General features: G+C 41.4%; 12 protein-coding genes. 6 read left to right on the top strand and 6 right to left on the bottom strand.

The window, feature by feature from the left end; genetic code table 11:
* Positions 1–602 precede the first annotated feature (602 nt).
* On the bottom strand, positions 603–2015 hold the full coding sequence (locus tag AAEZ02_RS08270; RefSeq protein ID WP_124011491.1) for a TonB-dependent receptor: 1413 nt from the start codon (positions 2013–2015) through the stop codon (positions 603–605).
* Positions 2016–2265: 250 nt separating this feature from the next.
* Positions 2266–3951 (bottom strand): D-alanyl-D-alanine carboxypeptidase/D-alanyl-D-alanine endopeptidase, encoded by a 1686-nt coding sequence (dacB, locus tag AAEZ02_RS08265; protein WP_164839484.1) that lies wholly within the window; start codon positions 3949–3951, stop codon positions 2266–2268.
* A 604-nt stretch (positions 3952–4555) separates the two neighbouring features.
* On the opposite strand from dacB, the gene pssA reads away from it, so the two are divergent.
* From pssA to AAEZ02_RS08240, 5 genes are all read left to right on the top strand, one after another.
* Positions 4556–5896 (top strand): CDP-diacylglycerol--serine O-phosphatidyltransferase, encoded by a 1341-nt coding sequence (gene pssA, locus AAEZ02_RS08260; protein ID WP_124011489.1) that lies wholly within the window; start codon positions 4556–4558, stop codon positions 5894–5896.
* Positions 5897–5967: 71 nt separating this feature from the next.
* Positions 5968–6777 carry a tRNA-uridine aminocarboxypropyltransferase gene (locus AAEZ02_RS08255; RefSeq protein WP_124011488.1) on the top strand — a complete coding sequence of 270 codons (810 nt, stop codon included), beginning with the start codon at positions 5968–5970 and terminating at the stop codon, positions 6775–6777.
* 154 nt (positions 6778–6931) lie between these two features.
* Positions 6932–7285 (top strand): hypothetical protein, encoded by a 354-nt coding sequence (locus tag AAEZ02_RS08250; RefSeq protein WP_124011487.1) that lies wholly within the window; start codon positions 6932–6934, stop codon positions 7283–7285.
* A gap of 209 nt (positions 7286–7494) precedes the next feature.
* Complete coding sequence (locus tag AAEZ02_RS08245) at positions 7495–9504, top strand: RecQ family ATP-dependent DNA helicase (RefSeq protein ID WP_124011486.1); 2010 nt, start codon at positions 7495–7497, stop codon at positions 9502–9504.
* Positions 9501–9776: a hypothetical protein gene (locus AAEZ02_RS08240; RefSeq protein ID WP_101031676.1), complete on the top strand. Its 276-nt coding sequence runs from the start codon at positions 9501–9503 to the stop codon at positions 9774–9776. The genes AAEZ02_RS08245 and AAEZ02_RS08240 overlap by 4 nt, the downstream gene beginning before the upstream one ends.
* Positions 9777–9834: 58 nt before the next feature.
* Here AAEZ02_RS08240 and AAEZ02_RS08235 read toward each other — a convergent pair whose 3' ends face one another.
* Together AAEZ02_RS08235 and eco are read right to left on the bottom strand one after the other, a co-directional pair.
* Positions 9835–10581 (bottom strand): TrmJ/YjtD family RNA methyltransferase, encoded by a 747-nt coding sequence (locus AAEZ02_RS08235; RefSeq protein WP_124011485.1) that lies wholly within the window; start codon positions 10579–10581, stop codon positions 9835–9837.
* A 60-nt stretch (positions 10582–10641) separates the two neighbouring features.
* Positions 10642–11205 carry a serine protease inhibitor ecotin gene (eco, locus tag AAEZ02_RS08230; RefSeq protein WP_124011484.1) on the bottom strand — a complete coding sequence of 188 codons (564 nt, stop codon included), beginning with the start codon at positions 11203–11205 and terminating at the stop codon, positions 10642–10644.
* A 273-nt stretch (positions 11206–11478) separates the two neighbouring features.
* Here eco and AAEZ02_RS08225 point away from each other — a divergent pair, with 273 nt between their 5' ends.
* Positions 11479–12501 (top strand): GGDEF domain-containing protein, encoded by a 1023-nt coding sequence (locus tag AAEZ02_RS08225; RefSeq protein WP_124011483.1) that lies wholly within the window; start codon positions 11479–11481, stop codon positions 12499–12501.
* A 286-nt stretch (positions 12502–12787) separates the two neighbouring features.
* Here the strand turns inward: AAEZ02_RS08225 and AAEZ02_RS08220 are convergent, their stop codons facing one another.
* Both AAEZ02_RS08220 and AAEZ02_RS08215 read right to left on the bottom strand, forming a co-directional pair.
* Entirely contained in the window at positions 12788–15496 is a 2709-nt protein-coding gene (locus AAEZ02_RS08220) for a bifunctional acetate--CoA ligase family protein/GNAT family N-acetyltransferase (RefSeq protein WP_124011482.1), read from the bottom strand.
* A 298-nt stretch (positions 15497–15794) separates the two neighbouring features.
* Complete coding sequence (locus AAEZ02_RS08215; RefSeq protein ID WP_124011481.1) at positions 15795–18971, bottom strand: efflux RND transporter permease subunit; 3177 nt, start codon at positions 18969–18971, stop codon at positions 15795–15797.

The raw sequence follows: 18971 nt of genomic DNA, 5'->3' as shown, positions 1-18971 counted from the left end.
GATATTTTGATGAGTCATTGCAATTAACAAGTGTCACGCATTTATTGATCAAATTAGGGGCTGGTACATTTTTAGCTGAAAAATTGAGGTGGGTAATTGAGGTGGATAATTTGGGTGGATAATTGAGGTCGATAATCCTAAGGAACCAAAATAATCAATACCCTTTGCAACTTGTTACTTTACCCATTCAGTGATCTCGATTATTTGGCAATATTTCTGTTAGTTACCTTTTTATAAGCTGATCTTAAGTTGAAGGCCCCATGCTGATCCCGAATAAAGGCACGGATAAAGCCGCTATCTGTAACAACCGCTATTTCCTGTTGTAAAGAGTACGGATGACTAAAAAACAGGTCAGCTGTTGTGAATGATTACCATTAATTGCCGATGTTAACGGGGGGGGGCGTTTAATAAAGAGCCTGTTAAGTAAAATGGCTAACTTAAGATAAGTTAGCCATTTTAAGCAATAGTCTAGCAAAGCTACTTTTATGCATAATGACATAAAATATAATCAATTATTTAAGAGATTTAGCCGAAAATTGAGTCATCTTACATCGAGTAGAGCAATGACCGTTTAATCATAGCAAAAAGCTATTATGGGCTTATTATCCGCGGTAGCCGAATAATTTTTGTTCCATTATCGCTTTACTCACCGGCTCGGGAACGGCGTCAACCCATTCTCCTTGACCACGACAAATTTGCTGTAAAATTTCCCGAGAAAATATATTAAACAGATCAATATCGCTTGATTCAATACTGGTGATAAAACCATTATCAAGCACATGACGGAATAAATAGCGTAGGTTATTGGGTACGCTGACCGTGGTTAAATCGTTAAGAATGCCTTTTTCATCTCGTTCAGGGTAGACAAACAAGCGAGTGTTATCCGGGAACAATTTACCAAAACCTTCAAGAATACCGCCTTCTAAACCGCGGTAAAATTCTTCATCAAAAATTTGTTTGATGTTAATCATGCCCACCACAATGCCAATTTGTAATTGGGTGTATTGACGGAAATAGGCCCGTAATGAGAAGTAGCGCGTGTAATCGGAAATCATCACGTTGTAGCCTAATAAATTAAGCAATTTAACCCGCTCCATGATGTCCTTTTCGGTCATATTGGCATCTTTGCCGTGTAAGTCATTTAGCGATATTTCGGCGATTAACACCGTGTTCTTATCGGTTACTCCCTCTAATGTGGAAAAGGCTTTATAGCCTTGCTCAATCATATCCACATTGAGTTTGGTGATAGGTTTAAACGATCCGCGAATGGTTAATACATTCTTTTTGTAGAGCATATCGGCTGGGACCGCGACACTGCCATCGGCTTTAAACATTATCGCGCGGGTTTTCCAACTGCGAATGAGATGAATATTCTTGGTTTGATTGTCGACATCTTCAAAGTAGGGACCTTGGAAGTCAATACAGTCAATTTCAATCCGATTGGCTTTTAAGCTGTCGGTTAACGAATCGATAATTTGCTTTGGATCTTCAAAATAGTAATAGCTGGCGTAAATCAAATTTACCCCTAAAATACCCAATGCTTGCTGTTGTGCTTCGGCGCTGTCATCAAACATACGTACATGGACAATAATATTTGACGGTTCAGCACCTGGGTACATTTGAATACGCACCCCACACCATGCATGGCATTCGTTTTTACGATTAAAGCTTTTAGCCGAAACGGTTGTTGCGTAAGCAAAATAACGTGAAGACTTTGAACGAATTGCACCGACGCGATCAACCACTAAATCAAACTCTTGCTCCATCATCGCTAAGACGCGCGCTTTACTGACATAACGACCATCTTCTTGAACTCCATAGATGGCATCAGAGAATTTCATATCGTAGGCCGACATCGTTTTTGCTATCGTGCCCGCAGCTGCGCCAGCCACAAAAAAGTTACGCGCAACTTCTTGTCCGGCACCAATTTCGACTATGGTGCCGTACTTTTTCTCGTCTAAATTTAAACGAAGGGCTTTTTCTTTTGTGCCACGCGAACTGACTTGCTTATCCATAATATCTCCAGCCGATAAAACATTGATATCTTAAGGTTACGGTTAGCAATGTTATAGCAAGTGATAATATGCGCTAGTGCTGAAAGGCCATTTGTAACGATATAATGATGATTTAACGATAATTATTACTTTTGTTACTGACTGTTAGCGTCAGTTTGGTTGGAGTTGACCTTGCTGGTGGCGCTAAAATTACATTATCGCGATTGAGGATGACGCACCTTTCGTTAAGATACGTCCATAGGTAGCAATATTATCTAGGCACATCCATCATGGTTTGCAAGAATATCGCTGAAAACGGCGCTTTTTGCTGTTTTTTAATTTGTGGGCTTAGGCCATTTTCGAATAAAACAAATAAATAATCATGGCCATTACTGACGTTAACTTTGCCCGCTAAGTTAGCAATACCCAACATACTGCCGGTTTTAGCAAACACATGGTTTTTCAACGGTGACTTATTAAAATAGCGTTTGTAGCGTAAGGTGCCACTGACACCTGATTCTGGTAATAAGTTGAGTAAAAAGCGGTATTGTGGTTGTTGATATAGGGTGGTGAGTACACTTAATACATGCTCCGGGGTGAGTAAATTATAGCGTGACAAACCTGAGCCATCGGCGATGTTTGCGTTGGATAAATCGATGCCTATCGAGTAAAGAATGGTTTTCAATGCTTGGCTACTTTGGGCAAAGTCACTTGGCGCCTGATAATAATCCTCACCCAGTTTTTTGAGTAAACTGTCGGCAATTAAATTATCTGATTTGAGTAACATGGTTTCGAGCAATTGAGGCAAGGCTGCAGATTGGTGGCTGGCGATAATGTACCGTTGAGCAATAAATTGCGGATCCGTACTCATTTTTCTCGCCGTAATAGGTTGCTGATGCACAATGCCTAAAGAGGCAAGTTGTTTAGCCACAATCTGCTGAGCATAAAGTTGTGGTTCCGTAATGGCTATCGCTAACGGTAATGATTTAGCCCCAACATAACAGCCACTGAGATGATAACGATTATTATCGAAACGGCTTAACGATAAGTGACACTGTGGGGCAGATCCCGTTAATAGTGTGGGAATAACGCCAGTATCGGTTAATGACTTAACCGCAGGTTTAGCAATCGGCAACGTCGTGGACGGGTTGACAAAATAAGCATCGCTACTGATTTCAATAGGCCTGTTACCCATCATGGTGATGTTGGCTATTTTATTGTAACCCTCTGTGGCTAATCGACCATAGACGCAATTTTTATCAATGATGAAAGGCGATATTGGGGCCGCATAGCAGATCCCTAAATCGTCCCATACCCATCCAGGTGCTTGTAGTTGGCTGTCTTGTTCACTGGTTAATACGATGTTGCCTGTCAGTTCAGTGATGCCCAGCTGACTTAAGGAGGCGAGTAACAGGCGCAAATCTTGGTACTTAAAAGTCGGATCGCCACTGAACTCGACATAAATATCACCAGAATAAATGCCATGGTCAATCCGGCTTTTATCCAGAGGTTGCTCTGCTAGCGTAGTTAATCGTGTTTGGTAGGTAAATTCTTTACCGAGTTGTTTGGTCGCGGCCAATGCGGTTAACAGTTTTTGGACACTGGCAGGCTGCATCAACGATTGATTGTTGTACTCAAATACCGTTTGTTGACTAGTCATGTCCCACACGGTAATGCCTAACTGTGAATGCATTGGTTTTAATAGTTGCAGCATACTATCAAGATATAACGCTGCAGGCTGCTGGGCAACCTTGTCGATTTGGGGTGTCGATATGGGTTGCTGATTGATTGATTGTTGAATGGTTGATTGTTGGTTAGGCAGTTCTGTTGCTTTGACGACACAAGGCTGGCTTGTGACGAGAAATGCACATAATAGCCATAAGGCTTGAGTACCCCTCCCATATTGATGCTCATAAGATGAACGAGGCCGAGTGAGGTAGAAAAGCATTGAATTCATAAAAGCCTTCATCAAGAGTTCACTAACGATAGATGATGTTAGCTGATGAAATCCTTGGCTGATACGCATTTGATGATTTTTGCTTATAAATATGTGCTTTATGTGTTTATCATGGTCTCTTTAGCTGACTAGTTAGCAAGCAATCTTAGTTTAATGGTCTAATTATCGGCAAAAAAGCGTATTAAAACCGCTGTTAAGTGAGAAAAATCTTGCTCATCACCTTGTTAGTCGGTAATTTCTATCGTTTTAATAAACGCCAAACTCAACAATCTATCAAAAATCGATGTCTCAGAGTTGCAATTGCACCATTTTGCATAATATCGTGGCGTCGTTGATGTCGAGTTGATCTGATAGAATGACCTCGATTTATCACCAAACAGTGAGGTTTAATACTGTCAATGCTATCTCGTAGACACGATTGAAATGACGTTAAAAGAAATATCATGAGTTGAGGTTGAAGTTTGATAACTCCCTCTATGTGTCTGTCAAACATGTGCGTAATAAACATGGCGCGTAATGTTTGCTAAACATTCCAACAGCGTACTCACAATTACAATATATCGCTGTAATGTTTTTGAATTAGATCCCATTACTGATTATCGTAGTGGTCACCCATTTTAAGGAGGATGCCTTGCTGGATAAGCTAGGTGGTATTGCCCTAAATGCAGATGCCGTGTCTTGGTTGCTTAACCCAAAAGACTTTAAGCAAGCCATATTAACTAAAATCGCATCGGCAACATCTTTAATTTACATCGCGGCATTATATGTTGAAGATGATGAAGCCGGCCGTGAAGTATTGCATGCGCTATTAGCTGCAAAAGACCAAAACCCACAATTAGAGATTAAAGTGTTAGTGGATTACCATCGTGCACGCCGAGGCCTCATTGGTCAAAAAGGCGACAGTGGTAATAATGTTTTATATCGTCAATTAATGGCTGAAGCGACGCACCCGTTTGATATTGTGGGCGTGCCGGTTAAGTCTCGTGAATTTATGGGTGTGTTACACCTTAAAGGGTTTATTATCGATGACACTGTTATTTACAGTGGCGCGAGCATTAACAATATTTATTTTCAGCAGCAAGAGAAATACCGTTTCGATAGATACCATGTTATCGACAGCCCTGAGCTGGCCCGCAGCATGCGCGATATGATACAAAATGACATCGTCAGCGATCCTGCCGTAAGTATATTAAGTCAAGCTGGTGACAATGATGATAGCCCTGAAAAGAACGATATTAAAAGTTTTAAGTATCGATTATCTCAGGTGCGATATCAGTATACCTCAACCACAGTGGGCAACCGTGTAACGCCATTGGTCGGCTTAGGGCGAAGGAACAACGTATTAAATGACACAATCATTAAGTTGGTTGATTCCTCAACTCAAGAGTTGTTTATTTGTACGCCTTATTTTAATCCTCCGACTATTTTGACCCGTGCATTAGCAAGACATCTGCGTGAGGGTAAAAAAATTGATATTGTCGTGGGTGACAAAACTGCTAACGATTTCTATATTCCGCCGGATCAAGATTTTACTACCATTGGTGCATTGCCATATATGTACGAACAATCACTGCGTAAATTTGCCAAAAACCAGCAGTGGGCGATTGACAATGGACAGCTTAATATTCATTTATGGAAAGATGGGATTAACAGTTTTCATTTGAAAGGCATCAGTGCTGATAATCGTAAGCATCTCATCACAGGTTCAAATCTAAACCCACGAGCTTGGGCATTAGATTTAGAAAACGCTTTATTATTGCATGATGATTCAGGTTGCTGGAAAGAGTCGTTCAACAAAGAGCAGCAATATATCTTGCTCCACACTGAGCGGTTATATCATTATAGCCAAATTGATACCTTGCAGAAATACCCTAAACCAGTGAAAAAAATCATGAATCGAATTCGCCGTTTAAAAGCAGACTTTTTACTGCGCCGTATTCTATAATTACCTGAAAATGTTTATACTCGTTCATCACCATTATTGGTGATGAATTTTTTTCACCTCAGAGTTGTCAAATGTCAGAGCTATCAAGTAAAGCTATTAAAGCGCCTATTCATGCAGTACATCGGTTGTATGAATATCGAAAATCATTGTCGACTAAGCCCTTTGGTGCTCGAGGAAAGAAACTTGTTAGGTGTAATTTATGTCTTTTGGGTGAATTATTTTGCACGTGTAAACATCGACAATATTTGAGTACCAACGTCAGCTTTATGCTGATCATGTATAACGATGAAGTGTTGAAGCCAACCAACAGCGGTAGGTTAATTGCCGACTTAATTCCAGACACGCATGCGTTTTTATGGACTCGAACAGAGACGGATCGTGCGATGTTGGCATTATTAACCAATCCACAATACCAACCGTTTTTAGTCTTCCCACAACAATATGTTGAAAACGATCAAGCCATTGTTGAACACATAACTGCCGCCGAATTGTCAACCGCCCCTGGTCACGCTAAAACGCCTCTGTTGGTGATGCTCGATGGCAGTTGGCGTGAAGCGATAAAAATGTATCGTAAAAGCCCGTATTTACATCAAATGCCAGTATTATCATTTGCACCCGACACCTTAGCGACTTATGCACTCCGCAAAGGGAGTCATGATTTTCAACTCGGTACCGCTGAAGTGGCGGCGTTAGCATTAACCGCTGCTGAAGAACCACAAAATGGTTTAGCATTATCTACTTGGTTTGATTTATTCGTTGAATCTTCGTTGCTGGGGCGTAACCGCCGAGCAAAAGAAACATTAACCCCTATTGCTGTGTTTATTGATGCTTATAAGCAAGCATTAAACGTCAGTCATGAGTGCAGCAAACGGACCGTTTAAGCGGCTAACCACTGCTAAGCAGTTGCATATTGTGTCCAATTAGGAGATGCTAACCGAACGCCTATGGCTTGACCTGCAGGCGCAACGTTAGATCTTATGCGTCGGTGTGGATCTCATCTACCGGTTTTTTATTAAGGACAGTGTCGTACAATCTATGGAAGAGTCGATAAACAGTACTAGAGATATAAATACTAGCAAGTTAGTCATCTTGTGCCGTCTTGAACCAGGTTGTTTAGGACCTGATGGTGTCGATCATATCAACACTTTTTGCCGGGTTGCCGAACGTGCATTAGTGACCTTAAATGCTGATGTGTGTCATTGGCTTCTTGCGCCTCGTTTTGACAAAAGCTTAATTGAAATTCAATACAGTCTTGCAGGTAAGGTGTTGTCTCGCGATAAAGCCATTAAGTTCATTGGCTCTTTCGATCAAGACCTTAATGTAATAGAAGAACGCTTTGAAGATAAACTGACGCAATTGATTAATCAATATATTGCCCGTAAACGTTAGATTTAACCCATAGTACTTAAAATTTAACTCACAGTACTTTAGATTTAGCCCATAGTACTTAAAATTTAACCCATAGTACTTTAGATTTAACTAATGGTACTTTAGATTTAACTAATAGCACTTTAGATTTAGCGGATAGCACTAAAGCTTACGGCTTAATCGTTAATTGTATAATCCTATGTTGTTTGGGGTTAATAACAGGATTAATTATGACTCCCTTAGCGCACTCCGAAACCGCACTCACAGAAGCGACCCCTGCAATTTTCGATCATCAAACGCTACATCAATTGCTACAACAACAATTTGGTTTTACTGAGTTCAGAGAAGGCCAACAAGCGGTTATCGAAACCATTTTAGGCGGTCATTCGGCGTTAGCGATATTTCCTACCGGTTCTGGCAAGTCTTTGTGTTATCAGTTTTGCGCCCAACAGTTACCTCATCTCACCTTAGTGATTTCGCCATTATTGGCATTAATGAAAGATCAGTTAGCTTTTTTAACCAGCAAGGGGATCGCGGCCGCCAGTATTGATTCAAGTTTAACCTATGAGCAAACACAACAAGTCATGCGCGATGTTCGTGAACAGCGCACTCGGATTTTAATGGTATCGGTTGAGCGTTTTAAAAATGAGCGCTTTAGGCAATTCCTTAAGTCAGTACCCATTTCTTTGCTGGTGGTCGATGAAGCGCATTGTATTTCTGAATGGGGGCACAATTTCAGGCCCGACTATTTAAAAATACCGCAATATTGTCAAGAATTTGCTATCCCCCAAAGTTTATTGTTAACCGCAACGGCAACAGAACAAGTCAAATTGGATATGGCCAAGCGTTTTGGTTTATTACCGGAACAGGTGGTCCAAACTGGTTTTTATCGGGCGAACTTAGATTTATCAGTTATTGCGGTAAGTCAGCTGCAAAAACTCAATCAACTCACCCATAGCGTAAAAGAGTATACTGGTAGCGGTATTGTATACGTGACCTTACAGCAAACGGCTGAAGACGTTGCCGCACACTTGATCCGTCAAGGGATCAATGCCGCAGCTTATCATGCGGGGATGGATCAAACTGTCCGCCAGCATATTCAACAGCATTTTATGGATAATCAAATCCAAGTGATAGTGGCGACCATTGCATTTGGTATGGGCATTGATAAATCGGATATTCGATTTGTTATCCATTTTGATTTACCTAAGTCGATTGAAAATTACAGCCAGGAAATTGGCCGAGCAGGGCGCGACGGACAATTATCTCACTGTGTTACGCTAGCTAATTTAGATGGGTTGAATACGGTTGAAAATTTTGTTTATGGTGATACTCCTGAAGCACAGAATATTAGCCAGTTATTAGGTATAATTGCCAGTGAGACTGAAGATGGTCGCTGGGAAGTACAAGAAACGCCATTGTCCTCCGCGTGTAATATTCGCTCATTGCCGTTGAAGACGTTATTTGTACAGTTAGAGCTACTCGGCGTGATCCGTCCAAGCTATGCTTATTTTGCTGAATTTAAATATCGGTTTGTTGAAGACCCGCAAACCATTCTCAGTCGATTTAATGACCAACGCCAGCAGTTTCTTAGTCAGGTGTTTGCCCATACACAGTTTAAAAAGATTTGGGGACAACTGGATTTTGATAGTTTATATCAACAACATGGTTGTGAGCGTCAACGAGTCGTTGCGGCATTAAATTATTTAGCTGAGCAGGATTTGATTATTCTTGAGACAAAAAAAATTACTCAAGTGTATGATGTACAACAGCAGGCGTTATCGACACCGCAACAATTACAACAACTTACTCAGCAACTCAGTGAGTATTTTAGTGATAATGAACATAAAGAAATTGTTCGGATTAGTAAGCTAGTCAATTTTTTTGAACTTGATCGTTGTTTAAGTGCAAATTTAGCTCAGTATTTTGATGACCACTCAGTACCACAAATATGTGGTCATTGCAGCGTTTGTCGTGGGCAAATTGCTGTATTATCAAAACAAGCTTTGGCTCCGATACCAGACTCGGCCACAGTGACAACATTGCTTGAACCGTTAACCATACTGGCTCAGGCAAAATCGCTACCCACTCCAACCATTGCTACGCAGGCTAAATTTCTTGCTGGTATGATAATGCCAATGTTTAGTCGTTTGAAAGTAAAACAATTAGATGGCTTTGGACGTTTTAGTGCTTATCGATATCAAGATATTCTGGATACTGTTAAGAAGGTAAATCCATGAAACCGGTTCCTGAAATATTGTTAAAGCGACACGGTGAGTTAATACAAAGTGAAGGCGTGACGGTAGTATCCCATATTCAACGTCAAGTTGGAGAATGGGTGGTACAAACGTTAATGATTAAAGATTGCGATGTGCCATTTAAATACAAGCGACCTCAACGTTTCAAAAGTTTGTTAGACCATAAAGTGAATCTGATTTACTACCCTGCAAAAGAAGTCGTGGGTGGCTTTGAAATTGAAATAATGCAAGTGGTAAGGGTTCGCCGTTACTAAACCCAATATCGTAAACTCAGCTCACCACGTTTCGGTGTGCTGAGTGTTAATTGATGGATTATTTCAGTTTTTTTGCAATGTCATTCAATAATTGATGAGCCATTTTCATATCACGTTGTCCCAGCATGGCTATGCCGTCGCTGAGCCATTGGACAAGTTTAGTATCTTCCCCTGCATCAATCTGCTCGACTAAAGCCATCGCTTTCGCCTTTAAAGCCTGTAATTGGTCAGTTGCTATATCTGTGGCCGCTAACTGTTGTAGACCAATTTTTTTATCAACCTGGCTGAGTTGATAGGCAAACACCATCACTGCTTGGCCTAAATTTAGCGAGGGATAATCGGCAGCTAATGACACATAGCTGTAGAGATCACATAGGCTTAACTCTTCATTCTTCAGTCCGCTAGACTCTCTGCCAAATACAATAGCACATGGATGGGCGAGGTTTTGCAATGAGTGAGTATGTGGGGGTTCTCGCTGGATACTCCTTGGTCCGAATACATTCTTGCTTTGTAACGTACTGACTAACTCTGTCGGTGATAAATAACACCTTGGGCTTCCTCTTTCACGTGCTGTTGTGGCAATCAGCAGGTCGGTATGTTCACGTAATGTCGCTAGACTGTCTACGGTAATGGTATTGGCGAGAATATCTTGTGCACCATGTGCCACCCAAAGTGCTTCAGGCTGTAAATGTAATGCAGAATTAACTAAAATAAGCTGTTCAAAACCCATGGTCTTGATAGCTCTAGCCGCAGCACCCACATTGGCCGCTCGGGTGGGTTCAACTAACACAAATGAAATAGACATAAATCGACAACTGATGAAAAGTGACCCAAGTATAAACTTAAGCCCTTTGTGCCTCAACGCTTACTGCTCACTAAACACAAACTCGCTGGCAGTTTTCCACACTCTATAACGTAAATCAGTACCTTCAGGTAAATAAAAGACTTTAGGTTGACGGCTGTCATAGCGCAGCGTCAGGGCTTCATTGAGGACAATAAATTCAGCGGTTCTCTCTGCAGTACACATCATTCTGGTAGTCGGGCCTTGCATCACTTTATCGACTTGGTAATAAACATATCCCCAGCCGGCTAATGACAATGTGCTAATCTTACCTATGAGATTGATTTTATTGCAATCGACAAGTTTATTTTGGCCTATTTGCACTTCAAGCATGTAATTTTGTTCATCGGCTAGGGTTGGCAAAGTAAGCACATGTTGTACCATTCCAGCGGAAGGTGAGGGATACATTTTACTGGCAACTTGCGGTTGATAATGACGGGTATCCATAACTGTGCTGTTAATTTTTATGTTGTTAAGATAATTATTGTCAACAGGACTTGTAGCATTCGATCCAAACGACAACACGCTAGTCATGATAGTTACAGTAATGATGAGCTTTTTGGCATAAGCGAGAGCTGGCAGGTTCATATTCTGTCCTCGTAAAGTGTATGTAAGATGTTTCGCATTAAAAGGCATGGTATTTCCGGTGTTCACACTAAAAATAACAAATAATAAAAGTATGTTTACCTTGGTTATTTATAGTAAACGCTGTGTGGGACTAAAAGGGTTAAATGAATACGTTTTATTTACCCATGTCTAATGGTTAACAAAACGATCAATAATTGAGTTTAGTTCATAAGTATGACATAACATACTGATAACCTTTGACACATTGTATTTATTACTAAGGTATCGTTTTCGATGCATAATACCCAAAATCTTGAACAAACTTCGCATATACTGCATTTGGCATTACCTAAAATGGCATCATTAGCTATTCCTGTAACGCCAGAAAATTATGCTATTTGGTTTGATTATTTTGCCGAGACGAACATTAATCTTAAACGTGCAATTGATGGTTTAATTGCTAATAAGGTCCAATTTACTCCCGAAGTTAACTTAGGCTTATACAATCGGTTTATTGAAGAACGTTCACCAGAAATTATTGAAAATGTGCACATTGAAACTCAAATTCTGATAAACAGCTTATTGAATAAGGTTGAACTGCTAAATCTTGGTACTGAGTCTTTTTCAGCTAATCTTAATGAATTTGGTGAAAAGCTGCAAACAACCCCCAATGCTGATGAACTCCATCTTATCGTGGAATGTATTGCTGATGAAGTGGAACAAGTGATTGCCAATAATCGTCACATGGCGGTGAGTCTTGCGTCGTTATCTGAAGAGATTACCAGCCTCAAAGATGAAATGGACAACTTAAGTAAGGTGGCCATGACGGATGAACTGACATCGTTAAAAAATCGCCGTTCTTATGAACTGTTTGCCGCAGAGCAGGTGACTAAGTTTAATGATACCCAAACCATATGCAGTCTGTTGATGATAGATATCGATGATTTTAAGGTATTCAATGATACTTTTGGCCATTTAATTGGCGATAAGGTTTTGGCTTATGTTGCCTTAGCCATGAAAAATACCGTTAAAGGCGACGATTTGGTTGCCCGCTATGGCGGTGAAGAGTTTGTCGTCATGTTACCCAATGCCAAGCTTAACGACGCCGTGAATGTGGCCGAAAAGATCCGCGAGAGAATTTCATTGAAACAGCTTTCTATCGGTAAAGAAAAGAAACAAAATCTAGGCCATATTACCGTCTCTATTGGGGTGGCAACAATTCAAACGGGTGATGACATTGATACGTTATTTTCTCGCGCTGATGAGCAACTTTATATTGCAAAATCAGCCGGTAAAAATTGCGTTAAGTTTGCTTGATGTTAATCTATATCGTTTTTATGGCTATAATTACAGTCCTCTATTTAGCTTTTGATTTAACACATTATTTAGTTATTGATTTAGCGACATGCCCGTCAATAATCAGACGTTATCAGGTCGGTTCTAGCTGGCATAATGGCTATTTCGATAGTGTTTTTTAGCTTGTTTAATCGCACGGGTATTTGGCTATAAAACGTTTAAGCCCACCAATGAATGTAATCGCTATGATCCATTGGTGGGCGTTTGTTTATCTATTGCTGATTAATACCGTGTGTTAATCAGAATGTTATTGGGCGGTAGACTCAGGTTGCAAATCCATGTGCATTTTTATCAGATGTTCTTCCATATCAAATGACACTGTAAACCCGAGTGACTTGGCAAGGTTGGCCATACTGCGGTTTTCAAACATGGTAAACCCCATTAAATAAAGGGTGTTATTGGTCTTGTAATAAGCAATCAGTTTTTCGAGCAATAACTTACCTAAGCCGATCCCTTGATAGTTACTGCGTACCGCCATAGCAAACTCGGCTTCAGTATTATCTGGGTCGATAGATGCTCTCACGGCGCCTAAGGTCAGCTCTTCGCCATCTTCTGTCATTGTGGTTGCGATAAACGCCATTTCACGGGAATAATCAATTTGAGTTAATACTGCCATTTCTTCATGGGTCATCCGTGAACGCACCCCAAAATAACGTTTGTATCTGTCTTCATCACTTAATGAATTATCAAACTCTAAATGCTTAGGTTCATCTTCGGGCAAAATGGGTCTTAACATCACCTGAAGACCGTTTTTTAAGGTGGTGGTTTGTTCTAATTCTTTCGGGTAAGGCAAAATGGCTAAGCGGTTGATGTTGTCTTGTGGCGTATCATGCAACCGCATATTGACGTCTAATAATGTAATTTTCTCACCCGCCGCTAACACCGGATTAATGTCTAATTCAGCGATTTCAGGGCAATCAATAATCAAATGAGAGATTTGGGTTAACATGACGCACAAGGCATTCATGTCTAAACCCAGTGGTAAGTGACGGTCACGTAACTTGTGGGTTTTCAGTGCTTGGATGACCATATATCGCGCCAACGCCATATTTAACGGAGGCAAGGCAACGGCAGCATCACGAGTCGGGTCCCAATCCGAGCCACCTTCACCTAAACAGATAGCGGGGCCAAATACCGGATCATTAATCACGGATACCCGAATTTCTTGTGCCCCCGCGGTTAAGGCCATTTTTTGAATAATCAAACCGTCAATTTTGGCGCTAGGAGTAATTTGATGAACCCGATTAATAATAGAGTGGGCGGCATAGCTCACATCTTCATCCGAGGCTAAATTTAATACCACACCGTGGACATCCGACTTGTAGAGTAGGTCGGGTGATTGCACTTTTAACGCCACCGGATAACCTATTTTCTTGGCGACATTGACGGCTTCATCCACGTCTTTTACAAACAATGTTTCAATGGTATTGAGGCCGTAAGCTCGTAAAATATCACCAGCTTGATGGGTTTCCAGTACGGTTTGACCATTATCTAAGGCCTGTTGTAATAATGCTCGCGCCGCGTGGCTATCAGTCGGAATATTATCGGGTATCGATTGTGGCACTTCTTGGAGTAATTTTTGGTTACGACGGTATTCGACCATATGCATAAATGCTTTTACAGCCCCTTCAGGGGTGCGATAGGTCGAAATGCCAGCTTTAGTAAACCGTTTGCGGGCGAGATAAGCTGAGTCCTCACCGCCCCAGTTGGTGAGTATATTTAATCGGTTTCGATTGGGGTGTTTATTAATGATGTCGATAATACTGTTGGCTATTTCGACGCTTTCGCCTAATATCGATGGCGAATGCAGCACTAAAATGGTGTCAGTCTCATTACTACTCATCAGCACATTTAAGGTATCAGCGTAACGTTGATGGTCTGCATCACCAATCATGTCGATAGGATTTTGCTGTGACCAGGTGCTAGGCAAAATAGTGTTGAGCTCGGCAACTGTTTTTTCTGACAAGGGGGCTAATTTGCCACCTTTTATGATCAGCTCATCAGCAGCAAGCACCGCAGGGCCGCCGCCATTGCTCATAATAACCAATCGTTCGCCTTTTAGGGGTGCAGAATGAGCGAGACTTTCAACCGCGGCAAATAATTCGATTAAATCATTAACCCTTAGCATACCGGCACGCCTAAAGGCGGCTTCGTAAACGGCATCGTTGCCACCAATCCCCCCAGTATGGAGCATGGCGGCTTTTACACCTTCACGGCTGCGTCCTGATTTAATCACAAATATGGGTTTATTGCGCGAGGCGGCACGGGCAGCAGATAAAAAGTGACGTTTTTCGTTTATTGAATCAATATATAACATGATGGCGCTGGTTTTACTGTCACGGCCTAGATAGTCTAGCAATTCACCAAAGTCGATATCGGTGGCATCACCCAATGAAATAAAGGAAGAAAAGCCAATGCCTTTGTTGTTTGCCCAATCGAGTACCGTGGTACAAATGGCGGCAGATTGTGACACAAAGGCGATTTTCCCGGTGTTGGCACCTGCGTGGGCTAAACTGGCATTGAGACCTATAGGCGGTAAAATCATTCCTAAGCTATTGGGGCCTAACAAACGCATCCCGTAACGTTTAGCATATTGCTTGGTGACTTCAAGTAAATTATTGCCTTGCTCGTCGGTTTGCGAGGCCATGCCTGAGGCCATAATAATGGCCACTTTGCAGCCAAATTGCGCTAAACGTTCAACGATACTGGGGACTTTTAGCGCATTAGTACAAATAATGGCGAGATCTGGTTTGATGGGTAGCGCTTCAATATTGGGATAAGCCAATACCCCCATCACAGCAGTGTACTTGGGGGTGACCGGCATAATGGGTCCAGAAAAACCACCCGAAAGCAGGTTTTTCATAATGGCTTTACCCGCACGTTTATTGCCGTTAGACGCGCCAATGACTGCCACAGACGTGGGTTTAAATAGAGCATTAATGCTACGTTGACTCATAGAAAGTGACCTTAGCTGGCTGGCAATAAGCACGGTGATTAAGGTTAGATTAGCATAATATTTTGTGGAATAACGTTAAAGACACTATTTTTACGCGGTCGTTATTTTGTGAATAAAACCAATTACTCAGTCTGTCTCTAGTAATCGATTAAAGCATCATGAAATAGTGTGCAGGGCTTAGCTTCAAGCTAAAAATTCGTCTTAGATAGAATAATAGACAACGGCCATAGAAAGCGGTAATAAAAAAGGGCCAGTTAAGGCCCTTTTTCATGGTTTTTGCTACAAGTAACTAATACTGCTAGGTTGCTGTTGTTGCTGATGAAGGGACCGGGACGTAAATATTGATGATCTTGCGGATCATTGTTTTACCGTCTTCAATAGCAATGTACAGACAAGGGATGAGGCACAAGGTTACGACTGTTGCAAACAGTACCCCAAAGGCTAATGATACCGCCATTGGGATCACCATTTGAGCTTGCATACTGGTCTCAGCCATAATCGGCACTAAACCAATAAATGTCGTCAATGAAGTTAACATTATTGCCCTAAAGCGTCGGCAACCCGCATTGAGCACAGCTTCTTTCATGGCGACGCCTGCTTTTCGGGAATTATTAACATAATCTACCATCACTAACGAATCATTCACCACCACACCTGCCGCCGCGATAATACCAAAAATGGATAAGACGCTTAAATCAATGCCTAAAATGATGTGTCCCATGACGGAGCCTATGATCCCAAAAGGGATAACTGACATGATCATAATTGGTTGTATATATGAGCGCAGTGGGATAGCCAACAAGCTATAAATCAGTAATAGCGATAAAATAAAGTCACGCATTTGGGTGTCAGCACTGTCTAATTGCTCTTGAATACTGCCCGAAACCTCACTGTGTACTCGTGGATACTTGGTCAGTAATTCTGGCATAAAGTTATCACGGATATCTTTAGCCAATTTAAACGGTTCAGTTTGCTCTGCATCAACATTGCCCCATACGTTAATCGTACGGTTACTGTTTTCGCGGCGAATACTATTAACCCCTTGAACTACCTTAATTTCCGCCACTTCAGATAAGGGTAACTCTGCACCTTGTGGGGTGTTAATCATCACGTCTTGTACCAGTGCGATTGAATTGCGTTGTTCTTCTGGATAGCGAAGCATCACTTTGATCTCTTCACCATTTCGAATAATACGCTGTGCTTCTAAGCCATAAAAACTGTTACCCACTTGCGAGGCAATATTGGCTAAGGTTAAGCCTAATGCGTTGGCTAACGGTTTTAATTGGAACTGCACTTCCTTTGCACTTGACTGACGGCTGTCATTGACATCGCTGACGCCTTTAAGAGATTTAAGCTTCTCTTTAAGGGCGAGTGAAGCGGCAACTAATTGGGCTTCATCTTTACTTTCAAGCCTGAAGCTAATATCGCCGTCTTCACGACCACCACCCATTAGGCTGTCGCGGATGTTAAAGGATTTTACACCTGGAATTAATGGCATGGCTTGTCGCCATAATTCAGCTAATGCGAAAGTGTCCATCGGTCTCACCGAAGGGTCGACTAATTTTGTCATCACTTCAGCGGTTGTTTGCCCTTTAAGATCGACCTGCATGTCAGAAATCATTTTCTGACCGTACTGTTGCTCTATCTTTTTATCGACATCATATAAGGTTTTCTCAATCGCCAGAGCGGCCGCAAGCGTCGACTGTTCTGATGCATCGACGTTCATTTCAACCGTAACCCTTGGGAAATCGTGGGGGATTTTTGGCTGACCAATAAAACGCACCACACCACCCATATAGAGTCCAACACCGATCAGGATCAAGCTAATGAACAACATAATGACCGCATAACGATATTCAACGGCTAATTCAAGGGAAGGGCGATAAATAGAACTAATAAATCGGCTCAAACCGCGGTCAACTTTTCCTTGAACAAAATTGACGCCGTTACGCAGCCAATCTACTGGATTTTTTGAACCGGGTTTAACCACGGTAGGTTTTTTCATGTGGGCTAAATGCGCGGGTAAAATTAATTTTGATTCTATTAGCGAAAATAACAAACATAAAATAACAATAAAACCAATGGCTTGCCCAAATGCTGATGACGGACCATCATCAAGGGTTATGGGTAAAAAGGCCGCTATTGTTGTTAGCACCCCAAAGGTCGCTGGCATGGCAACTTTTTTAACCCCACGAATAACACTTTCAATACTTTGGCCGTGTTCTTCTGATTCGCTGTGGGCACTTTCTCCCATAACAATGGCATCGTCGACCACGATCCCCAGTACTAAGATAAAGGCAAACAAGCTGATAACGTTAATGGTGACATCAATAAATGCCATTGGCATAAACAATAAGGTGCCTAAGAAACATACTGGTAGCCCCATCATCACCCAAAACGCTAATCGAACTCGTAAGAATAGTGCCAACATAATAAACACTAATATAGAACCCGTTTTCATGCTGTCGAGCATTAATTGCAAACGACCGTCTAAGTAGTAAGTCATGTCGACCCAAGGTTCAAGTTTTACGCCTTGTGGCAATATATTTTGCTGTTTATCGACAAAAATATTAATGGTTTTGGCAACATCTGTAATACTCTGGTTTTTAGCGGCGCCAATGAAAAAGCTAACTGAATTTTTACCATTAAATTTTGAGTATTGGATGCCTTCTTCAAAGCCATCATTTACGGTGGCGATATCGCCCAATAAAATCTTAGTACCATCATCTAAGGTCAGTAAAGGCAGTTGTTCAAACTCGTAACCCACATAGGCTTGATTCTGAACGCGTAAATTAATGTAACCATTTTCAGCTTTAATTTGCCCCGCAGACATATTGCGTGAATAGCCGCGAACCGCATCGGCAACATCGTTAAAGGTTATGCCAAACTCCCGCAAACGGTCTTTACTAACTTCAATACCAATTTCATAACTTAAGCCGCTATAGTATTCGCTAATGTTAACCCCAGGCAGCTGCATGATTTCATCATTAATCCGCTCGCCCAAGTCTTTCAGCTGCTTTTGATTTAAATCACCATATAGGCTTAAGTACATTACCTCTTGCCTGAATTTAATTCGCTCAACTTTTGGGGGCTCCATGCCGCCAGGGAAAGTAGATATAGAGTCAATTTGAGACTTGACTTCATCAAGTACCACTAGTGGGTCATATGAGTCTTCAACCTGAAAGTAACCCTGAGCCATATTACGGTTTGAATAGGTAATAACTCGTTTTAAACCTTGAACACTTTCTAATGCTTGTTCAATTTTAATGGTAATGCCTTCTTCCACTTCTTGCGGCGCAGTACCGGGGTAAACAGCGCTAAATTGAATCCAGTTAATTTCAACGGCAGGGAAGAACTGCTTTCGAATAGTATTTGCGGTCAACAGACCACCGAGTATGATAATGATCATCAGTAAGTTTGCGGCCACACTATTGCGAGCAAACCAGGCGATGATTCCTTTATGAGTATCTGCCAT

The organism is Shewanella sp. T24-MNA-CIBAN-0130, assembly GCF_040310185.1.
GTDB classification, from domain to species: domain Bacteria; phylum Pseudomonadota; class Gammaproteobacteria; order Enterobacterales; family Shewanellaceae; genus Shewanella; species Shewanella psychromarinicola.
Note: the sequence above shows the minus strand (reverse complement) of the source record. Positions and strands in the feature narration are given on the sequence as shown.

Bases quoted from the DNA above. Each gene is read 5' to 3' on its own strand.
- AAEZ02_RS08270 (WP_124011491.1), bottom strand. From the start codon at position 2,015: ATGGATAAGCAAGTCAGTTCGCGTGGCACAAAAGAAAAAGCCCTTCGT.
- AAEZ02_RS08250 (WP_124011487.1), top strand. From the start codon at position 6,932: ATGGAAGAGTCGATAAACAGTACTAGAGATATAAATACTAGCAAGTTA.
- AAEZ02_RS08245 (WP_124011486.1), top strand. From the start codon at position 7,495: ATGACTCCCTTAGCGCACTCCGAAACCGCACTCACAGAAGCGACCCCT.
- AAEZ02_RS08225 (WP_124011483.1), top strand. From the start codon at position 11,479: ATGCATAATACCCAAAATCTTGAACAAACTTCGCATATACTGCATTTG.
- eco (WP_124011484.1), bottom strand. From the start codon at position 11,205: ATGAACCTGCCAGCTCTCGCTTATGCCAAAAAGCTCATCATTACTGTA.
- AAEZ02_RS08220 (WP_124011482.1), bottom strand. From the start codon at position 15,496: ATGAGTCAACGTAGCATTAATGCTCTATTTAAACCCACGTCTGTGGCA.
- AAEZ02_RS08240 (WP_101031676.1), top strand. From the start codon at position 9,501: ATGAAACCGGTTCCTGAAATATTGTTAAAGCGACACGGTGAGTTAATA.
- AAEZ02_RS08235 (WP_124011485.1), bottom strand. From the start codon at position 10,581: ATGTCTATTTCATTTGTGTTAGTTGAACCCACCCGAGCGGCCAATGTG.
- dacB (WP_164839484.1), bottom strand. From the start codon at position 3,951: ATGAATTCAATGCTTTTCTACCTCACTCGGCCTCGTTCATCTTATGAG.
- AAEZ02_RS08215 (WP_124011481.1), bottom strand. From the start codon at position 18,971: ATGGCAGATACTCATAAAGGAATCATCGCCTGGTTTGCTCGCAATAGT.
- AAEZ02_RS08255 (WP_124011488.1), top strand. From the start codon at position 5,968: ATGTCAGAGCTATCAAGTAAAGCTATTAAAGCGCCTATTCATGCAGTA.